Source organism: Streptomyces sp. SID486, from assembly GCF_009865385.1.
Lineage (GTDB): Bacteria > Actinomycetota > Actinomycetes > Streptomycetales > Streptomycetaceae > Streptomyces.
In genome coordinates this window covers 50,978-71,657 of the sequence record NZ_WWJT01000693.1, presented here as the reverse complement: position 1 = coordinate 71,657, position 20,680 = coordinate 50,978, and the positions used below count along the sequence as shown (strand labels likewise).

Here is a 20,680-nt window from a genome sequence, read left to right as displayed (position 1 = left end):
CTGCTGGACTTCCTGAACAAGGGGCAGTACGCCGCCCAGCAGGCGGACGAGCGGGTGACCGCCACACAGCTGTACAACGACGGCGGTCCCGAGGTCCGGTCCGCCGCCAAGATCGCCCTGGCCGGCTCCCCCGACGACGTGCACCAGTTCGTCGACGCGGGCCGGTACATGGCCGATCGGAAGGACCGACTCGCGGCCAACCACGTCGCCCAGGTGGAACGGCTCATCGCTGAGGGCCGGGAGATAGCGGCCACGGCTCGCAAGAACAGTGCGCTCGCCGCACAGGCAGCGGCGGAGGCCAAGGGCGCCAACCAGGCCGCTCAGGACGCCAAGAAGGACGCGGAGCACAGCGCCGAGCAGGCCCAGGGCTACGCCGCCGAAGCGGACGCCGCCGCAGACCGCGCCGAGACCAGCGCCAAGCAGGCCAAGGCATCCGCGACCACCGCACGAGCCGCCGCCGACCGCGCCAACCAGAGCGCTGTGGCAGCCGAGGAATCCGCCGACGACGCGGATTTCTCCGCACAGTACGCGCGAGCGTCGGCGACGTCCGCGGCGCAGGCCTCCGACGACGCCCGGCAGTCCGCTCTCGACGCCGGAAAGAGTTCGGCGGAGGCCGACGGCCTCGCGAAGGCGGCGTGGAAGGACGTGGTCGAAAAGCGCGAAGCGGAACTGGCCGAAGAACGGCGACTGGCCGCGGAAGCCCGGAAGAAGCAGCGGGAGCAGGAGGCGAAGCCCAAGTGCTACATTCCCGTGAACCGGGACAGTCTGCCCCCGTGCGCCATGGCCGGCCAGGAACTGGTGTTTCCCACGATCGATCCGACGATGAAGGAATTCGCCTGGGAAGTCCTCGGCCTGAACGATGCCAAGGAATGCATCAAGAACCCGACTGTCGGTAAGTGCGCCGTAGCGGCCATGTCCTTCCTCCCCGTCGGCAAGGCGAAGCTCCTGAAAAAGGGAGCGGAAGGGATCGAGGACATCGTCGAGGGTTCTCGTGCGGCCAGGGCGATCAAGTGCGCCACCTGCTTCCTCGCGGGTACCAAGGTGCTCATGGGCGATGGAAGCGGTCGGGCCATCGAGACCCTGCGCACCGGCGATCAGGTCGTGGCGACCGATCCCCGGACGGGGGCAACGCACGTCCGTACGGTCGAGAATCTCATCGTCACGGGCCTGGACACCTCGTTCAACGATCTCGCCGTCAGAACCTCTGGCGGGACCGCGCACCTCACCGCGACGCGTGAGCACCCCTTCTGGTCCCCCTCCGAGGGAGCCTGGATCAAAGCCGGCGAGCTGCGCTCCGGAATGACGCTGCGCACGGCCGACGGGAGCACGGCCGCGGTCAAGGGGAACCGTGGTTACACTCAGCACGCCCGCACGTACAACTTGACGGTGGACGGGCTGCACACGTACTACGTGTTCGCAGGCAGCACTCCGGTCCTCGTGCACAACGACATCTGCGGAGTACGTGTTTCCCCCGTCGCCTCGGACTGGGCCACGAAGGGAGCGCACTTGCACGTGGGAGCCGACGAGATCCACGTCTTCAGTCACGAGGGAGAGCTGGGGGCCAAGGGAATTCGCCTCAGCACGGGGATGGCGTCCGACAAGAGTGTGCAGAAGGTCCTGGACACACTGAAGAACAGCCCTGAGTTGCGGCGTGACTTGATCCAGAAAGCCCGTGCAGCTCAAGAGCACATGAACTCGCACAACTGGGGGAACAACAAGAACCGGGCTCTCGAGCTCCAGTTCCTGATCAAGGCTTTGGAGAAACTGGGATGATGACGGGAGAAGAGTTCATCGCCCAGGCGATCGCAACCGGCTCGCTTTTCGGCTCCAAGGTCGGAAGCGGCCTCGCAGCGCTCGATCCTGCCGTTCCGCTGACCTACGTGGATGACGTCACCGGCCGACAGGGTTCCAGGACGCTGCGGAGGGACTACGGCCTCTTCGAGGTGACATGCGGTGGCGATCCTGACTGGACGTGCCAGGCGTTCTCGCTGGAGGTCCACCGGCTGCTCCATCTGCCACGCCTGAGGGACGAGCTTCGCGATCGGCTCGACATCCGGTTCGAGCGGTTCACGAGATGGACGGACGTTCAGCGAGCCCATGAGCGGATCCCCGGAGCGGGCGCCCTGGAGGTGCTCGACGAGACACCCGGGTATCGCCTCTTCCGGGACCGCGCGTCGGGCGTGACCGTCCACGTCGTACACGACCCGAGTGCCGTACGGGGAGACTTCCCAGGGCACGACGACGTGTGGAGCCTGGAGATCATCTCTCCCGCGTACATGCGATAGTCCGAACAAGCGATGGCGGGCCCCCGGGATGTCTTCCCGGGGGCCCGCCACGTCACCGGGATGGCTTCCCGGGGGGGGCCGCCACGTCACCGGTCAGCGCCGGAAGGAGACCGACGACCACCGCGGGGTGGTCGCCGCGTCGGCCGGCGACTGGAGGTCACTCCGGCGGTCCGCCGTGACCAGCCACGACGTGCTGCGCAGCCGGACCGTGCCGTCCGCTGCTTCGTGGGCGCGCAAGTGGTCCGCCAGCGTGCGGTGGGCGCGAGCCCGTGCGGCCGTGTCGGTCTGCTGCAGCAAGTGGCGGCCGGGGCCGGTTCCCAGCAGGAATCCCGCCGCGTCCTCGGCTCCGGATCCCCAAGCCCCGTACCTCTGTACCCGGTCGACGGTGATGTCCGTGTATCCGGCCGTGGTGAGGATGGCACGGATGCGGTCCGGCGAGGCCAGGGAGAACATGCCGGGCAAGCCCGGCTGTCCGAGGTCGCCGACCGGCAGAGTGCCGCGAAGTGACGCCATCGCCGCCACCCAGTCGTTGAGCCCGGGATCGGCCGGGCAGACGAACGACAGGCGGCCGCCGGGTCGCAGCGCCCGGCCGACGTTGCCGAAGGCGGCGACAGGGTCGGCGAAGAACATCACCCCGTAGCGGCTGATCGCCGAGTCGAAGGCGCCCGCTGCGAAGGGGTGCACCTGCGCATCGCCTTGCGCGAAGGAGACGTTGCCGATGCCTTCCCGCTCGGCCGAGGCCCGGGCCTCGGCCAGCATGGGGCCGGACAGGTCGAGGCCCAGCGCGTTTCCTCGGGGTGCCCGGAGCGCGGCGAGGCGCGTGGTCTGCCCCGAGCCGCAGCCGAGGTCCAGGACCCGGTGGTCCCCGGTGATCCCGGCGGCGTTCAGGAGTGGCTCGTCGAACCCCTCGTTCACGGCGTTCCAGCGGTCCTGGTTGCGGGCCCAGTGCGTTCCTTCGAAGCCGTTCCAAGCCTGCGCCTGCTCGGTGTTGACGATGTCCGGCACGGGCGCCTCCTTCGGTGGATGACGGAGAATGGGCGTGCGCCCAAATAGTATGGGCGTACGCCCAAACCGGCAATGCCCGCTACCATCAGGGAAGTTGCTCCATCGAGGGCGGCAGAGCCCGGAGTGAAGGAGAGGGCGGCAGAGCCCGGAGTGGAGGAGGGGACTCGTGTCACCGCGAGGAGTGGCGACGCCGGACGTACGCGAGCGGCTGTTCGCGGCCGCCGAGCGCGTCGTGGAGAGGGATGGCCCGGGCGCGCTCACGAGCCGGTCCGTCACGGCGGAAGCCGGCTGCGCCAAGGGGTTGTTGCACACGCACTTCGCGGGGCTCGACGCGTTCGTGGCAGAGCTCTGCCTCGACCGGTTCGCGCGGACCGCGACGAAGGCCCGGGCGCTGGCGGGGCTCGCCGGGCAGGGCACGGTGGCAGGGAACCTCGAGGCCGTCACCTTCGCGCTGTTCGACTCCGGCGGCCCGGCACTCTCGGGCCTGGCCATGACCCGCCCCGCCGCCGCGCTGCGTATCCGCGAAGCGCTGGAGGACGGAGCGCCCGGCTTCACCGCGATTCAGGAGGCCATCACCGGCTATCTGGACGCGGAGCGGGAACTCGGCCGACTCGCGGGTACCTTCGACCCGGACACAGCGGCCCTCGCACTCGTCGGCACCGCCCACCACCTCCTGATGACCAGCCGGCCCGGCACACCGGACCCACGGCCGGCCATGGCCCGCCTGGTGGCCGCACTGGTGGACGCCTAGCACTCCGGTCCGGTCGGCGAGCTCGCGGCGGCTCTCCTGCCCGAGGCCCTGCATCCGGCGGTCCGCCTCATCCGCGGCAGGCCCAAGCACATGGGCGTCGCGGCGGATCTGCGCCCTGCACAGGAGGCGCGTGCGGCCATCGAGGAGGCCGTCGCATCCGGTCTCTCCACCGTGCCGAAGGCACCGGTCGCCCCTGCGGCCCCTCCACCCTCGCGGTGCGTTGGCAGTCGGCCTCAGTGGCCTCGACGCTCCTGGGTCTTCCAGGGGGGACCTCGGCAGACAGCCGTACCGTGCGGGCGCAGGGCGCTCTGCCCGGCCTGTACCGGCTGTTCGGCGTGTGGATGCGGGTGGCGGCGTCCCTGACCAACCAGGCGCCGTACTGCTGACCGTGGCGCGAGCCGGCCGCGGCGGGCCGGCCGGCGTGGCCCGTGAGAGGGGCCGGCCGGCGTGGCACGTGAGAAGGGCCGGCCGGCATACCGGATGAGCCGTGCCGCGGGTGCCGGGGGCCCTGCCTCGCCGACCAGGCCGCAGGCTCAGCGGCGGGCCCCGCCGGGGCCGTTGACCTCCTGGTCCCGTGTGTAGCCCTGCTGCGCCCAGCCGGCGATCTTCCGCAGTTCGGTCTTCAGCTCGTCCCAGGTCTTGAAGTAGTTTCCGATGGCCCGGATCTCCATCGGAATCACCGTGGACCCCTCGACCGGGTGCGGCTTGATCTCGTTCATCCCGCCGAACACCCGCTGCTGGGACACGGTCGGCTTGCCCGTCAGAGCCGAGTTCGCGTAACCCAGGAGAGTCACCTTGTCCAGCCCCGGCAGCTCCCGAGTCGCCCGGTCGCGGAACTCCAGCTTCTCACCCTGGGTCTCCGTGTTCTCCTGATATTCCGCGAGCCGGTCGACGATCACCTTCTTGTTCTTCTTCAGGTACGCCTGCACCTCGTCGTCCAGCAGGGCGAACGCATCGGCAAGCGGTGAACGGGAGAGGAAAATGGTCAGGTTCTTGGGCTGACCCTGGTCTTGATCCGTTGCGAGATAGTCGGCGACGGCGGCCACCTGGGTGAAGAAGAGCTGGAGGAACCCGTCGAGGGAGTCGGTGTCGACCCGGCTCCGCTTCTTCCCCGTCCTCGACTCGTCGAACTTCTGGAGCACGTCCTGCGCGAACGGCTTGGCCTGGTTCAGCCGGAACATGGCCCGAGGCAGGGCGTTCTGACCGACGCTCCCCGGGTCGTCACGGTAGTTGTCGAACACCTGGGGGACGCCGGCCAACGGCAGACCGATCGTGTACTGGACGTAGAGTCCGTCACCCCTGCCGGGCTGCCCGGCCTGGTCGGTGTACCCCTCGCTGCTGAGCCGCACGCCTTCGGCCTCGGGCTGCAGCGTCAGACGCATGGTGGCCTCCGAGAGGAGCTTCCCCTCGGCGGTGGCCGCGTAGAAGTCGTCGCGCACCTTCCTCATCTCGTCCACGATCCGGTCGAGGGTTTCGGGGCCGTCCGACGCCTTCGAGCCGACCACCTGAACGGCGCCGGACACGAACTCCAGGTTGGAGTAGGAACCGCCCTGGTCCAGGCTCCTGCTGTCGGAGACCACCGTGAAGTCCTCGGTGCGGCTTCGCCCGAGGTCGGTGTCCCCCGCCAGCTTTCTGCCGTTCCGGTCGTTGATCCGCTTGGCCACCTCGGTCTCGAAGCCCTCCATGCGCTGCACCGGGCCCGTCAGACGCTGGACCGGTGACGCGCCGGAGCGGGCGTCGGCCGTCGCACCCGTGCCCTGCACCGCACTGGCACCGCCGGACCTCATCCGCGCGGCGTTCGACTCCGCCTCACGTTCCTCATGGTCGTGCGGGTGGGTCATGTTGAATCCGCCGCCCGTCGGGTGTCCGACAGCGGCCCTCTGCTGGTTGCGGACCGTGTGCGTGAGCTCGTGGTCCAGCGTGTGCGAGTCGCCACCGCCCTTGCCGATCACGATGTCCTGGTCGACCGTGAACGCGCGCGCCTGGACGGCCGCGGCCGCCTGTTGCGCGGCCGATCCGGTGTGCACCCGCACTCCGGAGAGATCCGCCTGGAACTGCTCCTCCTTACGGGCGCGTACGGCCGGGTCCAGAGGGCGGCCGGGTGTGCGCAGACCGGATTCGACGTCGGAGCGCTCGGGTGTGCGCGGGGCGGCCTCGGCACCGGTGCGCTGGACGGCTTCCTCGTGCCCGCATCCCGCACCGTGCCGGTGTTCCTCGGCCTCTTGGTCGTGGCGCATCATCCTGAGCACCGTCTGGTTGCCGACACTGGCCTGGAGCCCCATCAGCCCGCGCGGGGCGGCCGGTCGCGCCGGCTGGCCCCGCTCGTCCTGGGCTGTGGGACGGGACTTCTTCTCATGCGAGTACATCGAGCCTCCCGCTGGTGACGATCTCTGTGCTCCGAACGTAGGACCGCCGTCCCTCCCCCGAAACCCAGGACGCGCCGCGCCACCTCGCGAGCACCGCTCTGAGCTGCGGGTTTGCGCTCCCGGCACACCGTGGCCGCACTCAACTCTGCCCCTCAGGGCAACGCGTGGTCGCGGGCCGGGAACCGAGACCCCGGCAGGCTCGACGTACTCCCGGGCGGCCTACGGGGTGTGTGCCAGCCGGGGGAAGAGTGCGGCCGCGGCGGTGCGTTGCAGCGACCGGTGCTGTTCGGTGCTCAGTTCGCCGGTACCGGCCAGGGTGGCGGCCAGGCCGTGGACGACCCAGTCGGGGGTGAAGGGGTAGTCGCTGCCGTAGAGCAGGTGGTCATCGGGCACCAGGGTGGACAGGGCCGGCAGCAGGCGTGGCAGGGGGAAGCCGGCCGTGTCGAAGTAGAAGCGGCCCAGAGCTCCGATCACGTCGACGGGCGTATCGCCGTAGGCGGCGGCGAACGCCGCCACGCGGTCGGCGAGGGCGGGCAGCGCGCCGCCGGCATGCGGGACGATGAACCGGACGGCCGGGTACCGGTCGCAGACGCCGTTGAGGATCAGGTTGCTGACGGCCCGGGTGGTCTCGAAGGGGAACTCGAGCATCGGGCGCGGTCGGCCCAGGCTGGTGGCGTCCGCGCACGGCGGCGACGTCGGGTGCAGGAAGACGACCACGGCACGGCGGTCGAGTTCGGCCATCAGCGGCTCGTAGCAGGGGTCGCCGAGGTGGCGGCCCGCGTAGTGGGTGAGCAGGATGATCCCGTCGGCGCCCAGTTCGTCGTAGGCGTAGCGGAGTTCGTCGAGGGCGGCGGGGATGTCGGGCAGTGGCAGCGTGGCCAGCTGTCCGAACCGGCGGGGATGGTCGCGGATGATGTCCGCGGCTTCCTCGTTGACCGACCGGGCGAGCTCCCGTGTCGCGGCTGCACCGGTGAGATGCACGCCGGGCGAGGACACGGAGAGCAGAGCCGCCGCGATACCGGCTCCGTCCATGACGGCGAGCGCTGCCCGGGGGCTCCAGTCCGGGATGGCGGCCACGCCGTCCGGCCGGTCGTGGCCCGCGTGGGTCATCGCGGCCCTCAGCCGCGGGGTGATGAAGTGGGCGTGGACGTCGATGGCCGCGTCGAGCGGCGGGGCCGCCGGCTCGTCCTCGTGCTCGTGCTCGTGCTCGTGCTCGTGCTCGTGGGTCATCGGGCACCCTTCCTGGTCCGTCGGCGTTCGGCGCCCAGGCGGGCGAAGTGATCGATGAGGTCCGGGGCGTCGACGGTGGCCGGGTCGACGACGTCCTCGGGTGCCGCGCCCTGCAGCAGACGCTTGACCGGAACCTCGAGCTTCTTGCCGGTGCGTGTGTGCGGGATGGCGGGGACGGCGATGATCTCGTCGGGCACGTGGCGGGGTGAGACGCCGGTGCGGATCGTGTCCCTGATCTTCGTCCGGAGTGCGTCGTCCAGTGTCACGCCGGCGGCGGGGACCACGAACAGCGGCATCCAGTAGCCTCCTTCGGGTTCCTCCGCGCCGATGACGAGTGCCTCGGCGATCTCTGGGAGCGCCTCGACGGCTTCATGGATGTCGGCGGTGCCCAGACGTACGCCGTTGCGGTTCAGGGTGGAGTCGGAGCGGCCGTGCACGATCACCGAACCATGTGAGGTGACGGTGATCAGGTCACCGTGCCGCCACACTCCGGGGTAGGTGGAGAAGTAGGCGTCGCGGTACCGGGTGCCGTCGGGGTCGTTCCAGAAGTACAGCGGCATGGAGGGCATGGGCCGGGTGACGACGAGTTCACCGACCTGGTCGAGGACCGGGCTGCCCTGGGCGTCGTAGGCGGCCAGGGCCACGCCCAGGTTGGGGGCGGACAGTTCGCCTGCCCAGACCGGTGTGGTGGGGGCGCTCCCTGCGAAGCCGGAGACGACGTCGGTACCGCCGCTGGTGGAGGCGAGGACTGCCCGTGCGCCGACGTGGTCACGGACCCAGGGGTAGGCGGAGGCGGGAAGAGCGGAACCCGTGCAGCCGACGACGCGGACGTGGGACAGGTCGTGCACGGAAGGGTCGATGCCGTACTTGGCCATGCCGAGCAGGTACTGGGGACTCGTGCCGAAGACGGTCACCCGGTGGCGCGCTGTCAGCTCCCAGAGGATGTCGGGCTTGGCGACGGGCGCGGGGCTGCCGTCGTAGGTGCACGGGACGGCGCCGGTCAGCAGGGTCGAAGCGATCAGGTTCCACATCATCCAGTGGGTGGTGGTGTACCACAGCAGACGGTCTCCCGGACCGAGGTCGGAGTGCAGGCCGAGCGTCTTGAGGTGTTCCAGCAGGACTCCGCCGTGTCCGTGGACGATGCCCTTGGGCAGGCCCGTGGTGCCCGAGGAGAACACGACCCACAGGGGGTGGTCGAAGGGAACGGGTGTACAGGTGAGGGTCGCGGTCCGGGTGGACGCGTCGTCCCAGGGCACCACCGGACAGGGGTGGGCGGTGTCGGGCCAGGGCAGCCCCACGTGATCGACCAGCAGGACGGCTTTGAGGGTGGGCAGGGCCCTGGCCAGTTCGAGGGCGGCGTCACGGCGGTCGTGGGTGCCGTTGAAGAGGTAGCCGTCAGCGGTGATCAGCACGGTGGGGCCGAGCTGGGCGAAGCGGTCCGCGGCGGCCTTGGGCGAGTAGTCCTGGCCGCACACCGACCAGACCGCGCCCAGGCTGGCGGCGGCGAGGAAGGCGACGATCGTGTGCGGGGTGTTGGGCAGGTAGCCGACCACCCGGTCGCCGGCCGACACCCCCGATGCGCGCAGGGTGGCGGCCACCGAGGCGACCTGGGCACGCAGGCGGCCCCCGGTCGTCTCGTGCGCGGACCCGGTCTCGTCCAGGCCGACGATCGCCACGTCGTCGTCGGCGAGGTGGCGCAGGGCGTGGTGGGCGTAGTTGAGCGTGGCGCCGGTGAACCAGCGGGCGCCGGGCATGGTGTCCTCGGCCAGGACCTCTTCATGGGGCGTCGCCGCCTCTACGCCGAAGTATTCCCACACCGCGCTCCAGAAGCCTGCCAGGTCGGTGACCGACCAGCGGTGGAGAGCGTCGTAGCCGGCGTGCTCGGGTACACCCCGGTGGCGGGCCGCCCAGCGGGTGAAGTCCGCGATGCGACTGGCCGCGGCGGTCCGGGGATCGGGGCGGCGGAACGGTTCCGGGTACGGTGCGTTCACAGCGGCAGGCTCCTCGGTGAAGTCGTTTCGTCGGCCCTCCGGGCAGCCGGAGGGGTCCTTGCGGTGTGCAGCAGGGACGCCCAGGATGCGAGGGCCGTGAAGTCGTCGTGGCCGGCCGGGACCACGTCCATCACGATCCGGTCCGGTCGCACCAGTACGGCGTCCGCCTTGGCCCCGCGCAGCCAGGCCGCGACCTCTCCGTCGTCACCGAGGTCGGCGGCGCGGAACGTCCGGGCTCCGAGGCCGTCGGCGACCGCCCGCAGCGCCGGAGACAGTGGTACCGCCGTCAGCACGGTGAAAGCGTCGCCGAGCAGGTCGTCGAGGCGGGCACGGTGCCCGTCCACGGTCACCCAGGGCTGGGGGCAGAAGCGGCCGGCGAGCGCACGGCCCGCTCCCGAGACACGGCGGTGTACGAGCGGTCCCGCGGCCAGGGCCGGGCTGAGCCCGCGCGCCGCGGCCGTACCGAGTCCGGGAACGCGGACCGCCGCGCCGATCACACCGCGACGCAGGGCGGCGGCTGCGTCCTGGCCTCCGGTCATGGCCCAGCCCATGGTGACGGCGAGGCGTATCATCCGGCGGGCGTGCGGCCTGCGTTCACTCTGGTAGGTGTCCAACAACGCCTCCCGCGCCCCGTGCCGGAGGACCTGGGCGAGTTTCCACGTCAGGTTGTGGGCGTCGCGCAGTCCCGCACACAGCCCCTGGCCGATGAACGGCGGGGTGAGGTGGGCGGCGTCGCCGAGAAGGAAGACCCTGCCCCGACGCCAGCGGTCGGCGATCCGCGCCCGGAAGGTGTACCGGGCCTGGCGGAGTACCTCGAATGCGGCGGGGTCCGCGAGATCCACCCACGGAGCGACCAGTTCCCGCAGCCGTTCGCGGCTCGGTTCCGTGTCCCGCGGCAGCCGGAACTCCCAGCGGTAGCGGTCCTCGCCGATCCGCATGAAGGTGGCCGGCCGCCGTGCGTCGCAGATCTGCTCGACGCCTTCCCAGCAGCGCACCGGTAGGTCGGTGCGCACGTCGATGACGGTCCAGCGTTCCTCGAAACGCAGGTCCTCCCACACGGCGCCGATGGCGTCGCGGATGACGCTGTGGGCGCCGTCGCAGCCCAGGACGGCGCCGGCCCGCAGCACGTGGTCACCCGTCTCGTCGCGGTAGGTCACGTGGACGGGACCCGCGCCGTCCTGGTCCAGGCCGACCACCTCCGCTCCGCCGTGCAGTGTGCACAGCGGTGTCCGGGCCAGGGCGTCGCGCAGGACCCGCTCCAGTCGGGGCTGGTCGAACATGCTGGTCTCGGGGAAGCCGTGGGCGCCCTGCTGGTGGCGGGGGAATTCGGCCATGACGCGGTGCCGGGCGTCCAGCAGCCTGAGTCCGCGTGCCGGGCGGGCGATGGCGGCGAACTCCTCCTGTACTCCGGCGGCCTGGAGGATGCGGCGCACCTCGTCGTCGGTGGCGACGGCACGGGGCAGGGGGTAGACGTCGTGGTGGCGCTCCAGGACGACGGTCCTCACTCCGCGCCGGGCCAGGAGGAGGGCTGCGGTCACTCCTACCGGTCCGGCACCGACGATCACCACGGGTGGGTCCGCCGGGTTGGTCTCGACGCTCATGTGCGGCTCGCTTCGGGTGTCGGTTCGCGCGTTCAGGGTGCGTCGGCCACGGGTGTGCGCTGTTCGCCGAGGTCGATGCGGCCGTCGGGGGTGGCGATGGTGGCAGTGACGATGTCGCCCCGGCGCAGGTAGCGGGGGTTGCGGGCCTGGCTCCTGAAGAACGCCTTCCACTTCACCGCCGGGGGCAGCAGCGCACCGATCTTCTCGACGGCCTTGGGCGGGGCCTTCAGCGCGGTACCGCCGGGTGTCCCGGTGAGCAGCAGGTCACCGGAGTCGAGGGTCTGGAACCGTGCCAGCAGGGTCAGCGCCTGGGCCGGGCGGACGATCATGTCCGCCAGGGTGCGGTCCTGGCGGAGTTCGCCGTTCACCGAGAGCCGCAGCCGGAGGCCCAGGAGGTGGGTGAAGTCCTCAGGGTCGAGAAGGCTGAGGTGGGGGCCGGTCGGCGTGAAGGTGGGGTAGGACTTGCTCTCGTAGAACTGCGTCTTCGTCAGCTGTACGTCGCGGGCGCTGACGTCGTTGGCGAGGACGAGTCCTGCGACGTAGGACGGAAGGTCGTCGTCGGCGACGACGGTTCCGATGGGCAGGGGGGCGCCCAGGACCAGGCCCAGTTCGACCTCGTAGTCGAGGAACCTCACGTGCGCCGGCCGGAGGATGTTCGTGTGCGGACCGGTGACGGACGCGGACGACTTGCGGAAGAAGGTGGGCGGGATGTCTCCGGTGAACCCCGAGTCCCGGGCGTGGCTGCGGTAGTTGACCATCTGGGCGACCACGCGGCAGGGGGTCGTGACCGGCGAGAGGGCCACGAGGTCGGCGACGGGTGTCCCCTGTGCGGAGGAGACGGCGGCCTCGCCGACGGCGGCGCGGTCGGCCAGAAGCTCAGCGGTGGTGGCGGCCTTGGTGTCGACACGGACGGCGCGGTCGCCGCGGACGGCCCACCAGCCGTCGGCGGTGCGCAGGACGTTGGTGCTCATGTCGTTTGCCTCGAAGGGGTGGCGGGACGGGTGGTCAGGAGTTCATGGCTTTCATCAGGCCCAGCAGACGGGCCGGATCGAGTTCGTTGTCGCCGCGCAGTGCCCGGATCACCTCGCGGACGCGTTGCGGGGAGGGGCCGGCGCCGAGGAAGTCGCGGGTGGCCGGCGGGCCCCACTGGGCCAGTCCGCTTGCCGACATGGGGGCCCAGCCGGGCTCGACGTCGCAGGAGAAGAGGTCGCCGTCGGCGTAGTGCTCCAGCATGAAGTGGTCGGGGTCACGCCAGTAGTCGAAGAGCTGGCTGCCCTGGATGTGCCGGCCGATTCCCCAGCTGCGTCGGTAGCCCCGTTCGGCCAGGTATTCGCCGCCGACGGCGATCGCGTCGAGGTCGGTCACCTGGTAGGCGGAGTGGACGTAGCCCGTGCCCGGCCCCAGATGCATGGCCAGGGTGTGGTGGTCGGCGGGCCGGCCGCCTCGGTCGCAGCGGATGAACGCCATGGTCGGCCCTCGGTCGCGCTGTCCGTCCAGATACAGGAAGTCGGACACGATCATGCCGAGGGTGTCCAGGTACCAGTTCAGGGCGCGGGCGAACACGCGGGTCTCCAGGACCACGTGGCCCAGGCGCTGGATCCGGGAGGGTTCACGCGGGGGCCGCTGTGGGACGCCGACGCGGCGGTGCTCGGACCCGAAGTTCAGCGGGAGCGGCTCCTGCTCGGGCAGGGCCCGCAGTTCCTCGCCGCTGTGTACCACGCGGACCGGGAAGCCGGACGGGTCGAGCAGGTCGACCGCCCTGCCGCCGCCGGGGACGTCCGCGTCTCGTACGGTCGTGCCCGTCGCCCTGGCCAGTCGGTCCAGGTCGGACGGCTCCCCGGCCCGGAACGCCGGGCCGACGAAGCGCGAGGTCCTGCCTCGGCGTATGACCATGCACGGTGGGCCCGCGAGTGTGCCGCGCAGCCACACCTCCTGCGCCGTGCGGGCGGCGACGCCGAAGCCGAAGTCACGGGCGAAGACCTCGGCGCGGTCCAGGTCGGGCTTCTCGAACTCCAGCCAGGCCAGATCCACCACCTTGATCACGGGGTTCCGCGACCGTCCGGGGTGCTCGCCTCGCAGGGCGCCCTCTTCGCTGTGCAGGTCCTGGTGAGCCGTCGTGACGTCCGTGGCACCGGGTGCGCCGCCGCGGGATCCGGACATGTGTCCTCCAAGCAACGTGGCTTCTATGAGGAAATCATCAGCACTGATTCATCGATCGTCAATACCGGACGGGACCCAACTTGATGATTTCATCAACGTCAGGGCGTGCCGGTCGGACAGCAGACTGATCGAATCATCAGAACTGTGACAGGCTGGAGATCATTGCTAGGATCCCCCGTATGCCCACGTCAGCCGCGCCCCTCAACCGCTTCGAACGGCGCCGCGCCGAAACGCGCCAGGCGCTCATCCGGGCCGCCCGGCAGATCCTCGCCGAGACCGGTGACACCAGCGCGAGCATCCAGGCCATCGCGGAGCGCGCGGACGTGGGCTTCGGCTCCTTCTACAACCACTTCGAGTCGAAGGCGCAGCTGTTCGACGAGGCGGTGCGCGACGCCCTCGACGAACTGGGGCAGTCGTTCGATACGCATCTGCGGGGCGTGGACGACCCCGCCGAACTCGTCGCGGCCGGCTTCCGCCTCAGCGCCCGCCTGGCGGACTCGCGGCCCGAGCTGATGCAGGTCCTGCGTCACCGTGGCCTCGGCCATGTCCACTCGGACTCGGGTCTCGCCCGTCGCGCCGTGCGCGACCTGGAACTCGGCGTCGCTTCCGGCCGGTTCGCCGTCACCGACCCGGTCGTGGCGCTGACCGCCCTGGGGGGCTCACTGCTGGCGCTGGTGGAGCTTCGTTTCGCCCGGCCGGACGTCGACGGTGACGAGGCAGCCTCCCGCATGGCGGAGATGCTGCTGTCCATGCTGGGCGTCCCGGCGGAGGAAGCCCGAGAGGTCGCACGACGCCCCTTGCCCGATCTCGGCTGACGAGGGTGCCGGGACCTTCGAGAGGGTGACCGGCCGTCAGGCCCCCGCCGTGGAGACGTGGGCACGCGCGTGCTGAGCTCGGGCTGTCTCCAACAGGCGCTGCCAGGACGTGACCGTCGGCCGCCTGCGCAGCAGGGCACGGCGCTCGCGCTCGGTCATGCCTCCCCAGACTCCGTGCTCGATGCGTTGGTCCAGCGCGTAGGCGAGACACTCCGTTCGCACGCCGCAGCCGGCGCACAGTGCTTTGGCGCGGGTCTGAGCGGCACCCTCGACGAACAGCTCGTCCGGGTCGGCCTTCCGGCACAGCCCTCGTTCACTCCAGTCGGTGCGCGCCATCTGCTCGATCCGTCCTCTCCCCTGGGCTCTCCTGCACGCTGCCCTTCACCGCAGGCAACAGCCATATGACACCCCGCCGTTCGAAGATCGTCCACCCCTCCCCCCTCGTCGCCACACCTTCGAGTGATCGCGGCTTGCCTGACGCCCCCGACGACCCCATGGACCTCCCCGCGGCCTGACGGGGCCGGCGCCCGCGTCCTCGCGGATCCGGTCAGATCCAGAAGTACCGGCAGGCGGGGCTGACAGCGGGGGCTGCGAGGATGCGGCCATGGAGCAGATATTGAGTCGGCAGGAAGCATCAGAGGCTGTCCAGCACCACGGGTGGCGCTTCCTGCTGGGCACCTTGCGCACGTCGGTCCGGGTCGGATCGATGGCTCAGGCGACGGGCTTGGCGGCGGACACTGTCGCGGTGTGCGGCGACGACGCCGACCGGCACCTTCGGGTCGATGTCCGCCCCGATCGGGTCGTCTTCACTCTGCAGTCGTCGGACCGCGCAGCGGTTACCACCCGGGATGTCGAGCTCGCGCGTCGGATCTCCGCCACGGCTGATCGGGCCGGGCTTCTGGCAGAGCCCGAAACCGGAACGGGGGCACTGCGGTCCGTCCAGCTTCTGGAGATCGCGATTGACGCCCTGGACATCGCCGGGATCCGGCCGTTCTGGAAGGCGGTGCTGGGCTATACGGATGAGGCGGGTGCCGAGGGACCGGAGGATCCGCTCGTCGACCCGGTCGGGCAGGGCCCTGCCATCTGGTTCCAGCAGATGGACCAGGCGCGCCCGCAGCGCAAGCGCATCCACTTCGACGTCTGTGTTCCGCATGACGAGGCGCCCCGGCGGATCGAGGCCGCACTGGCGGCTGGAGGCCGCCTCGTGTCAGCGACCCGTGCCCCCGCTTTCTGGGTACTTGCCGACCCCGAGGGGAACGAAGCCTGCGTGACCACATGGCAGGGCCGAGACGGCTGAGACTTCCTTCGACCGTGCTGGTCGCAGCCACTCGTCGACGGCTGCCACCAGCACGGGCGCCTCGTGGCGGACGGCGAACTTGTCCTACCTCGGCGACGCCTCCGGGCGGCTCCTTCGGCGGCTCCCCCTTTCCTCGCCCCGGCGGCGTACCGGTGGGCCCGGCACGCCGTGGAGTCGACGTCGATGTCCCCGGTGATCAGCTCTTTCGCGTCGGCCCGGGCCCCAGCGCGGTGAGGATCCGATGCCAGGTCCCGTCCCGCTGCCACCGGCGGGACAGGTCGTACGCCCGGCCGCACAGCCCGTACCCGGCCGGCAGGTCCCGCCAGGGGAACACGCCCTAGAAGGGTTCCGCGGCCCGCAGGAGACGCTGTGGAAGGTAGGGGGACTCGACGCGGATGTCCCAGCCCCGGCGGCGGGCGTGGCAGGCCAGGGCAAGAATGTCGAGGCTGACGGAGGCGTCCGGATCGCCGGCGCGGTCGGCGACCTGGTAGTGGTCACGGTGGGTTTCGAGCGCGTCGGCCAGGGCCAGGTTGAAGCTCTCCTCGTCGCCCTCCACGAGCTGTGACAGCAGCACGGCCGGCGGCATGGCGAAACCCCAGTCCTCGGCCTTCTCGTCCTGCTGCAGCGCCCGCTGCGCGGCGGACTCGGGATCGGTGCCCTTCAGGTAGGCGTGGAGGGCTTCGCGGTACGGGGCGAAGGCGGAACCGTCCGGCTGGGCGAAGGCCGGGCCGGTGAGGACCAGCGGGGCGAGATCCTCGCGTGTGCCGGTGATCAGGGCGCAGGCCGTGGCCTGTTGCCAGGTGCCGGCGCCGGCTTCCTTGTCCCGCTCGGCCACGTAGCGCAGCTCGCGGCCGTCGATCGTCACCGTAGCCACGGTGCCCGGCTCCGCCTGGGCTACGCGGAACACGGCGGCTCCTGTTCGGGAGGCCAGGCGAAGGTTCTCGAGCTGGGCGTCCGTGACATCGGCGGAGTTTCCCGCGCGCCACTTGAAGAGACGCACCTGGTCCTCCATGACACCGCCGAGCTGCCAGACGGCGAGGGGCTCTCCGTCGACGGGGGTGAACGCCTCGCGGATGTGTTCCTCGTACCTGGCCTCGAGCCGCGGGCTCACGGTCCGTTCGCAGGCGGGCCGTTCCACCACCAGCGGGCCCGCGGCGAGCGCGGCGACCGCGTCGGGACGCCGGTCGCGGCCGAACCCCCCGACCCGAGGTGGCCGGGTCTCGAAGCCGGTGATCAGGGCGTACGGGAGGTAGTCGGTGCGGACGGCCGGGGCCCAGCCCAGGGTCCGGTACGCGAGTGCGGCGAGGGCGATGGGTACGAGCGGCAGGAGAGTGCGCGGGGAGGTCGCGCGGCCACCGTGCACGGCGGCGTGCCTGGCCAGCAGGTCGGCCAGCCCGGCATCGAAGGCGCTCTGGTCCTCGGCGGCCAGCGCGCGCAGGGTGTGCAGCGCCGCGCTGTCCGGCCGGTCCGCAAGGGGCTCACCGGTCTGCTGGGCACGGGTGCGGATGCGGGCCTGGGCCGCGTCGAGGGCGGCGAGTTTCGCCTGGGCGCTCGGCGGATACTCCTCGTCGTCGCCGGTGTCGTCCAGGACCACGGCCGTCAGTGCGGTGACCAGCTCGCCGGCGGGTGTTCCCTGCGCCTTCTCGGCGAACTTCCGCCGGGCGAAGTGGAACGCCTCGCCGTGCCGCTCGGCCCGGCCCGTGAGCACTGCCAGGCAGAGCGCGTCGGTCCACTCCCCCGGCGTCACGCTCTCCTCGGGGGCGTCCTCACCCGGGTCGTAGCTCATGCCGAAGTTCACGTAGTCCAGGAAGATCTGGAAGCTGCAGTGCGGGTGGTACGCCGCGTAGGCGACGGCGCCGGCCGCTGCCTCGGAGGCGTCCTTGAGGGCGGCCTTGGCCTCCGGAGTGTCCAGGTCGGGGGTCGCGACGGAGAGGGCGCCCAGGTAGTCGAGGAACTCGTCGGCGAGCGCCTGCCATTCGTAGGTGGCCATCCGGCCGCCCCTCGACATGGACCGCACCTGACCCCCGATCCGGTTGGTGAAGTCCTCGCGCGCTGCCGACACAGCGGCCTCGGTCACCTGGTGACGCCCTATTCGCACTGCCCTAGCTCCTTGATCGATCTCTGGGACAGCCTAAAGCCCGTTCCGTACCCGCTGGTTGCCACAGGCGCCGAGCCGCCGGTCGGAAGTGCCGGCTCAGCTTCCCGGATTCACCCGTGCCGCGCGAGCAGGTGCCGGAATGCGGCACCGTGTCCGGTCGGCATGTGGGTGACCGCAGACGGTCACATCCGTCAGGAGCCGCTGCCAGGACGGGCGTTACGACGAGACCCGAGGAGATCGGCGCCGTGCGTACACCGACCGGTGCACGGTGAGCGGCGGCCACCTCGACCACGTCGACGGCACCGGCGTCACCGCCATGGGGGACCTCCGGGACGGCGTGCTGCACCACGAACACCTCGTGCTCTACCGCGAGGACCGGGCGAAGAGCCCTTCGTGAGGCACCGCGGTACCCTCGCCGGCAAGCTCGTCCTATGCTCCCGCAGCCGGTCTCCGGAGAACGGTGCCCGGGACACCGTCATGACCGGGCTGACATGCGGCGGCAGCGCCCCACTAATGTGTGGGGACGTGATCTTCTCCTGTTCTGACTTCACCACCGAGGACCTTCGCGGTACCAGCGTGGAACAGCTCTTCACCAACGTCGAAGCCGATCTGCGGGTGGCTGACGGTGATGTGCTGGTCTACGAGGAAGTCCGCTTCCCGGTGGCAGAACTCGCGTCCGTATTGCTGGAATGGATCCGTGAGCCGGAGAGTGAGCGTCCCGATTTCGTGCTCGACTCGATGTCCTTCGCCGAAAAAGGGGTGATCAGCATCACCCGGGCCCCGGGAGGCTGGCGGATCGGATCGGTCTTCTCGCCGGGGGTACGCAGCGGGGTCGTCGACGACTCCTCGCTGCTCCGGGAGATACGACGGTTCGCCGGTCTCGTACGGCGTGACGTGACCGCCGCCGGCATCGATCCCGCGTTCCTGTCCGAGACCCGGGGGACGTGACGACTGCCGCTCCGCCTCCCCCTTCATCCCGTGAGGCGCACCGAAAGACACCGGCCTCATCCCAGGAGGCGCACCGAAGGACACCGGCTTCATCCAGGGAGGCGCACAGAAGGACAGCGGCCGTCCCGGAGTGCTGTCACGGTGCAGAACCGCTCGAGGTGTCCACTCCCGACGGTGGACGTGCGCTCATGCAGGGCACGGCCGTCGGCTCTTGCCTTGCGGTGCACTCCAACTGCGAGTATCCCCGAGCCGCCGTTGGACGGGGCGCTTCGGAAGGGGACTGTCTTGCGTTACCGCACCTTGGGATCTCGCCGTGTTTCCGTACTGTGCATGGGCACGCTGCCGTTCGGATCGGTGGTGGACGGTCCGACGTCGTTCGCCCTGCTGGACCGGTTCGTGGAGCGCGGCGGCACCTTCATCGACACCGCCAACTGCTACTGCTTCTGGCGGGACGGCAGCGACGGCGGTGACAGTGAACGGCTCGTGGGCCGCTGGCTGGCCGACCGTGGCCTGCACGACGAGATCACCGTCGCCACGAAGATCGGCGCGCTGCCCTCAGGGGACGGCGAATGGCCGGGCAACCGGGAGGGTTTGGCCCCCGGCACGGTCCGTACGGCGGTCGAGGGCAGCCTGCGGCGGCTGGGCCGTGACACGGTCGACCTGCTCTACGGGCACATCGACGACCCGGCGACTCCACTGGAGGAAAGCACCGAAGCGTTCGCACAGCTCGTCTCCGACGGCCTGGTCGACCAGATCGGCATGAGCAACCAGAGCGCGCCGCGCTTCGCCACGGCACGGGACATCGCCCACCGGGCGGGCCTCCCCTCCTTCGCGGCCATCCAGCAGCGGCACACCTACCTCGCGCCGGCCCCGGAAGCCGACTTCGACTACCAGGTCGCGCTGGACGACGAGATGCTCGCCTACGCCACGGCTCATCAGGACGTGACCGTCCTGGCGTACAGCTCACTGCTCAACGGCGCCTACTCCGGAGCCAAGCCGGTGCCGCCGGAGTACCGCCACGACGCGACGGACACTTCGCTGCGCGTGCTGGCGGACGTCGCGCGCGAGCTCGGGGCCACCGCGGGCCAGGTGGTGTACGCCTGGATGCTGCAAGGCTCACCGATGATCGTGCCGCTGGTCGGCGTGAGCACCACGGCCCAGCTGGACGAGGCACTCGACGCGGTCGACCTGAAGCTGAGCGACGAACACGTCAAGCGACTGGACGCCGCGCGAGCACCCGTCAGCGGAGCATGACGCCGGACCTCCGGCACCTGAGCACCGTCCCAGGAGGCACCGGCACCGGACCGTAGACACCGCAGGCACCGGAGACACCGAAGGCACCGGCACCGCACCGGAGACATCAGCGACACCGAAGGCGATCGGCACCGGCACCGGCACCGGCACCGGCACCGATCCAGAAGGCACCGGCCGGTCGAGCGTGCCGATTCCGGGGTCTCTCACAGAGCGGGCGCGCCGAACGCTCGCGCCGCGGCGAACATCGCCTCGACGGCTCGGCCCACGCTCATCTGGCTGTTGCCGGCCACGATGTGCAGCCCGTACGCGTCCTCCAGCGCGACGAGGTTCAGGGCCGCCGTCGATGTGTCCAGCGAGAGGTCGAACGCACCGGCGGCGGCCCCCCGCTCCAGCACGGTGCGATACGTCGCCAGTTGCCGCTCGTACATCGCCTCGACCAGCGCGGTGTGCAGCGGTGAACTGCCCGCCATCACGTCGAACTCGTACAGCAGGCGCATCAGCGCGTCGTCGGGCCCCGTCGGCAGTCCGGCGCGGATCGTCTCCCCCAGCAGCCGCGCCGGATCCGCGATCGCGTCCCGGAGCGCGTCGCGGCGGTCGCAGAAGCGCTCCATGCCGGCGCGGTACGCCTCGCTCAGCAGCGCGTCGAGGTCGTCGTAGTAGTACAGGACCGCCCCGCGCGTCAGTCCAGCCCTGCGCGCGACGTCGGCCAGCGACAGGGAGCGCAGCCCGGTGCTGGCGGTGGTGTCGATCACCGCCTGGATGAGGTGGGCGCGACGTTCGTCCTGGTTCTTGGGGCGGGCCATGTCTTGACAGTAGCCGAGGTTCTCATGACACTCGACCCATTCTTTGACGCTGGTGGCAAAAAACTCGTGCGCCGTC

Annotated in this window: 17 protein-coding genes and 2 pseudogenes; 8 read left to right on the top strand and 11 right to left on the bottom strand. The window is 70.6% G+C overall.

From position 1 onward, the window contains the following. Nucleotides 1–1,773 (top strand): polymorphic toxin-type HINT domain-containing protein (locus GT045_RS32295; protein ID WP_272926927.1); only part of this gene is annotated, 1,773 nt, incomplete at its 5' end. Beyond that, nucleotides 1,773–2,285 (top strand): hypothetical protein, encoded by a 513-nt coding sequence (locus GT045_RS32290; RefSeq protein ID WP_161336351.1) that lies wholly within the window; start codon nucleotides 1,773–1,775, stop codon nucleotides 2,283–2,285. The genes GT045_RS32295 and GT045_RS32290, both read left to right, overlap by 1 nt. Nucleotides 2,286–2,378: 93 nt before the next feature. Here the strand turns inward: GT045_RS32290 and GT045_RS32285 are convergent, their stop codons facing one another. Beyond that, nucleotides 2,379–3,290 (bottom strand): class I SAM-dependent methyltransferase, encoded by a 912-nt coding sequence (locus tag GT045_RS32285; protein ID WP_161336350.1) that lies wholly within the window; start codon nucleotides 3,288–3,290, stop codon nucleotides 2,379–2,381. Between the two features lie 166 nt (nucleotides 3,291–3,456). Here GT045_RS32285 and GT045_RS32280 point away from each other — a divergent pair, with 166 nt between their 5' ends. Further along, entirely contained in the window at nucleotides 3,457–4,041 is a 585-nt protein-coding gene (locus GT045_RS32280; RefSeq protein WP_161336349.1) for a TetR/AcrR family transcriptional regulator, read from the top strand. A 533-nt stretch (nucleotides 4,042–4,574) separates the two neighbouring features. On the opposite strand, the gene GT045_RS32270 is transcribed toward GT045_RS32280, so the two are convergent. The 6 genes from GT045_RS32270 to GT045_RS32245 all read right to left on the bottom strand — a co-directional run bounded on the left by GT045_RS32270 (nucleotide 4,575) and on the right by GT045_RS32245 (nucleotide 13,389). Further along, nucleotides 4,575–6,407 (bottom strand): DUF4157 domain-containing protein, encoded by a 1,833-nt coding sequence (locus GT045_RS32270; protein WP_161336348.1) that lies wholly within the window; start codon nucleotides 6,405–6,407, stop codon nucleotides 4,575–4,577. A gap of 219 nt (nucleotides 6,408–6,626) precedes the next feature. Beyond that, a complete protein-coding gene (locus tag GT045_RS32265) occupies nucleotides 6,627–7,637 on the bottom strand; it encodes an amidohydrolase family protein (RefSeq protein WP_161336347.1) in 1,011 nt (336 codons plus the stop codon). Further along, the gene (locus tag GT045_RS32260; protein ID WP_161336346.1) at nucleotides 7,634–9,628 is read right to left on the bottom strand and encodes an acetoacetate--CoA ligase; all 1,995 of its coding nucleotides are present in this window, start codon (nucleotides 9,626–9,628) and stop codon (nucleotides 7,634–7,636) included. The genes GT045_RS32265 and GT045_RS32260 overlap by 4 nt, the downstream gene beginning before the upstream one ends. Next, complete coding sequence (locus GT045_RS32255; RefSeq protein ID WP_161336345.1) at nucleotides 9,625–11,229, bottom strand: bifunctional 3-(3-hydroxy-phenyl)propionate/3-hydroxycinnamic acid hydroxylase; 1,605 nt, start codon at nucleotides 11,227–11,229, stop codon at nucleotides 9,625–9,627. Before GT045_RS32255 ends, GT045_RS32260 begins: the two co-directional genes overlap by 4 nt. Nucleotides 11,230–11,261: 32 nt before the next feature. Beyond that, the gene (locus GT045_RS32250; protein ID WP_161290077.1) at nucleotides 11,262–12,200 is read right to left on the bottom strand and encodes a fumarylacetoacetate hydrolase family protein; all 939 of its coding nucleotides are present in this window, start codon (nucleotides 12,198–12,200) and stop codon (nucleotides 11,262–11,264) included. A gap of 34 nt (nucleotides 12,201–12,234) precedes the next feature. Next, nucleotides 12,235–13,389 (bottom strand): VOC family protein, encoded by a 1,155-nt coding sequence (locus GT045_RS32245; RefSeq protein ID WP_161336344.1) that lies wholly within the window; start codon nucleotides 13,387–13,389, stop codon nucleotides 12,235–12,237. A 179-nt stretch (nucleotides 13,390–13,568) separates the two neighbouring features. Between GT045_RS32245 and GT045_RS32240 the strand changes: the two genes are divergently transcribed. Continuing rightward, entirely contained in the window at nucleotides 13,569–14,204 is a 636-nt protein-coding gene (locus GT045_RS32240; protein ID WP_161290073.1) for a TetR family transcriptional regulator, read from the top strand. A 36-nt stretch (nucleotides 14,205–14,240) separates the two neighbouring features. Here the strand turns inward: GT045_RS32240 and GT045_RS32235 are convergent, their stop codons facing one another. Then, nucleotides 14,241–14,540, bottom strand: coding sequence for a WhiB family transcriptional regulator (locus tag GT045_RS32235; RefSeq protein ID WP_161290071.1), 300 nt, complete (start codon nucleotides 14,538–14,540; stop codon nucleotides 14,241–14,243). Between the two features lie 268 nt (nucleotides 14,541–14,808). Between GT045_RS32235 and GT045_RS32230 the strand changes: the two genes are divergently transcribed. Next, the gene (locus tag GT045_RS32230; RefSeq protein WP_161336343.1) at nucleotides 14,809–15,501 is read left to right on the top strand and encodes a VOC family protein; all 693 of its coding nucleotides are present in this window, start codon (nucleotides 14,809–14,811) and stop codon (nucleotides 15,499–15,501) included. A gap of 128 nt (nucleotides 15,502–15,629) precedes the next feature. Here the strand turns inward: GT045_RS32230 and GT045_RS40155 are convergent. Both GT045_RS40155 and GT045_RS32225 read right to left on the bottom strand, forming a co-directional pair. Then, a pseudogene (locus tag GT045_RS40155) lies at nucleotides 15,630–15,829 on the bottom strand (IS5/IS1182 family transposase); the annotation flags it as partial. Nucleotides 15,830–15,838: 9 nt separating this feature from the next. Next, nucleotides 15,839–17,578, bottom strand: a complete 1,740-nt coding sequence (locus GT045_RS32225) for an immunity 49 family protein (protein ID WP_161336361.1) — start codon at nucleotides 17,576–17,578, stop codon at nucleotides 15,839–15,841. A gap of 183 nt (nucleotides 17,579–17,761) precedes the next feature. Here GT045_RS32225 and GT045_RS32220 point away from each other — a divergent pair. The 3 genes and pseudogenes from GT045_RS32220 to GT045_RS32210 all read left to right on the top strand — a co-directional run bounded on the left by GT045_RS32220 (nucleotide 17,762) and on the right by GT045_RS32210 (nucleotide 19,801). Further along, nucleotides 17,762–17,996 (top strand): annotated as a pseudogene (locus tag GT045_RS32220) (Atu4866 domain-containing protein). An 80-nt stretch (nucleotides 17,997–18,076) separates the two neighbouring features. Then, complete coding sequence (locus GT045_RS32215) at nucleotides 18,077–18,547, top strand: hypothetical protein (protein WP_161336342.1); 471 nt, start codon at nucleotides 18,077–18,079, stop codon at nucleotides 18,545–18,547. 330 nt (nucleotides 18,548–18,877) lie between these two features. Then, a complete protein-coding gene (locus GT045_RS32210; protein WP_237539035.1) occupies nucleotides 18,878–19,801 on the top strand; it encodes an aldo/keto reductase in 924 nt (307 codons plus the stop codon). A 203-nt stretch (nucleotides 19,802–20,004) separates the two neighbouring features. Here the strand turns inward: GT045_RS32210 and GT045_RS32205 are convergent, their stop codons facing one another. After that, nucleotides 20,005–20,604 carry a TetR family transcriptional regulator gene (locus GT045_RS32205; protein ID WP_161336340.1) on the bottom strand — a complete coding sequence of 200 codons (600 nt, stop codon included), beginning with the start codon at nucleotides 20,602–20,604 and terminating at the stop codon, nucleotides 20,005–20,007. Nucleotides 20,605–20,680: the final 76 nt, after the last annotated feature.

Bases quoted from the DNA above. Each gene is read 5' to 3' on its own strand.
- GT045_RS32240 (WP_161290073.1), top strand. From the start codon at position 13,569: ATGCCCACGTCAGCCGCGCCCCTCAACCGCTTCGAACGGCGCCGCGCC.
- GT045_RS32265 (WP_161336347.1), bottom strand. From the start codon at position 7,637: ATGACCCACGAGCACGAGCACGAGCACGAGCACGAGCACGAGGACGAG.
- GT045_RS32230 (WP_161336343.1), top strand. From the start codon at position 14,809: ATGGAGCAGATATTGAGTCGGCAGGAAGCATCAGAGGCTGTCCAGCAC.
- GT045_RS32205 (WP_161336340.1), bottom strand. From the start codon at position 20,604: ATGGCCCGCCCCAAGAACCAGGACGAACGTCGCGCCCACCTCATCCAG.
- GT045_RS32270 (WP_161336348.1), bottom strand. From the start codon at position 6,407: ATGTACTCGCATGAGAAGAAGTCCCGTCCCACAGCCCAGGACGAGCGG.
- GT045_RS32235 (WP_161290071.1), bottom strand. From the start codon at position 14,540: ATGGCGCGCACCGACTGGAGTGAACGAGGGCTGTGCCGGAAGGCCGAC.
- GT045_RS32245 (WP_161336344.1), bottom strand. From the start codon at position 13,389: ATGTCCGGATCCCGCGGCGGCGCACCCGGTGCCACGGACGTCACGACG.
- GT045_RS32210 (WP_237539035.1), top strand. From the start codon at position 18,878: ATGGGCACGCTGCCGTTCGGATCGGTGGTGGACGGTCCGACGTCGTTC.
- GT045_RS32290 (WP_161336351.1), top strand. From the start codon at position 1,773: ATGACGGGAGAAGAGTTCATCGCCCAGGCGATCGCAACCGGCTCGCTT.
- GT045_RS32255 (WP_161336345.1), bottom strand. From the start codon at position 11,229: ATGAGCGTCGAGACCAACCCGGCGGACCCACCCGTGGTGATCGTCGGT.
- GT045_RS32250 (WP_161290077.1), bottom strand. From the start codon at position 12,200: ATGAGCACCAACGTCCTGCGCACCGCCGACGGCTGGTGGGCCGTCCGC.
- GT045_RS32215 (WP_161336342.1), top strand. From the start codon at position 18,077: ATGACCGGGCTGACATGCGGCGGCAGCGCCCCACTAATGTGTGGGGAC.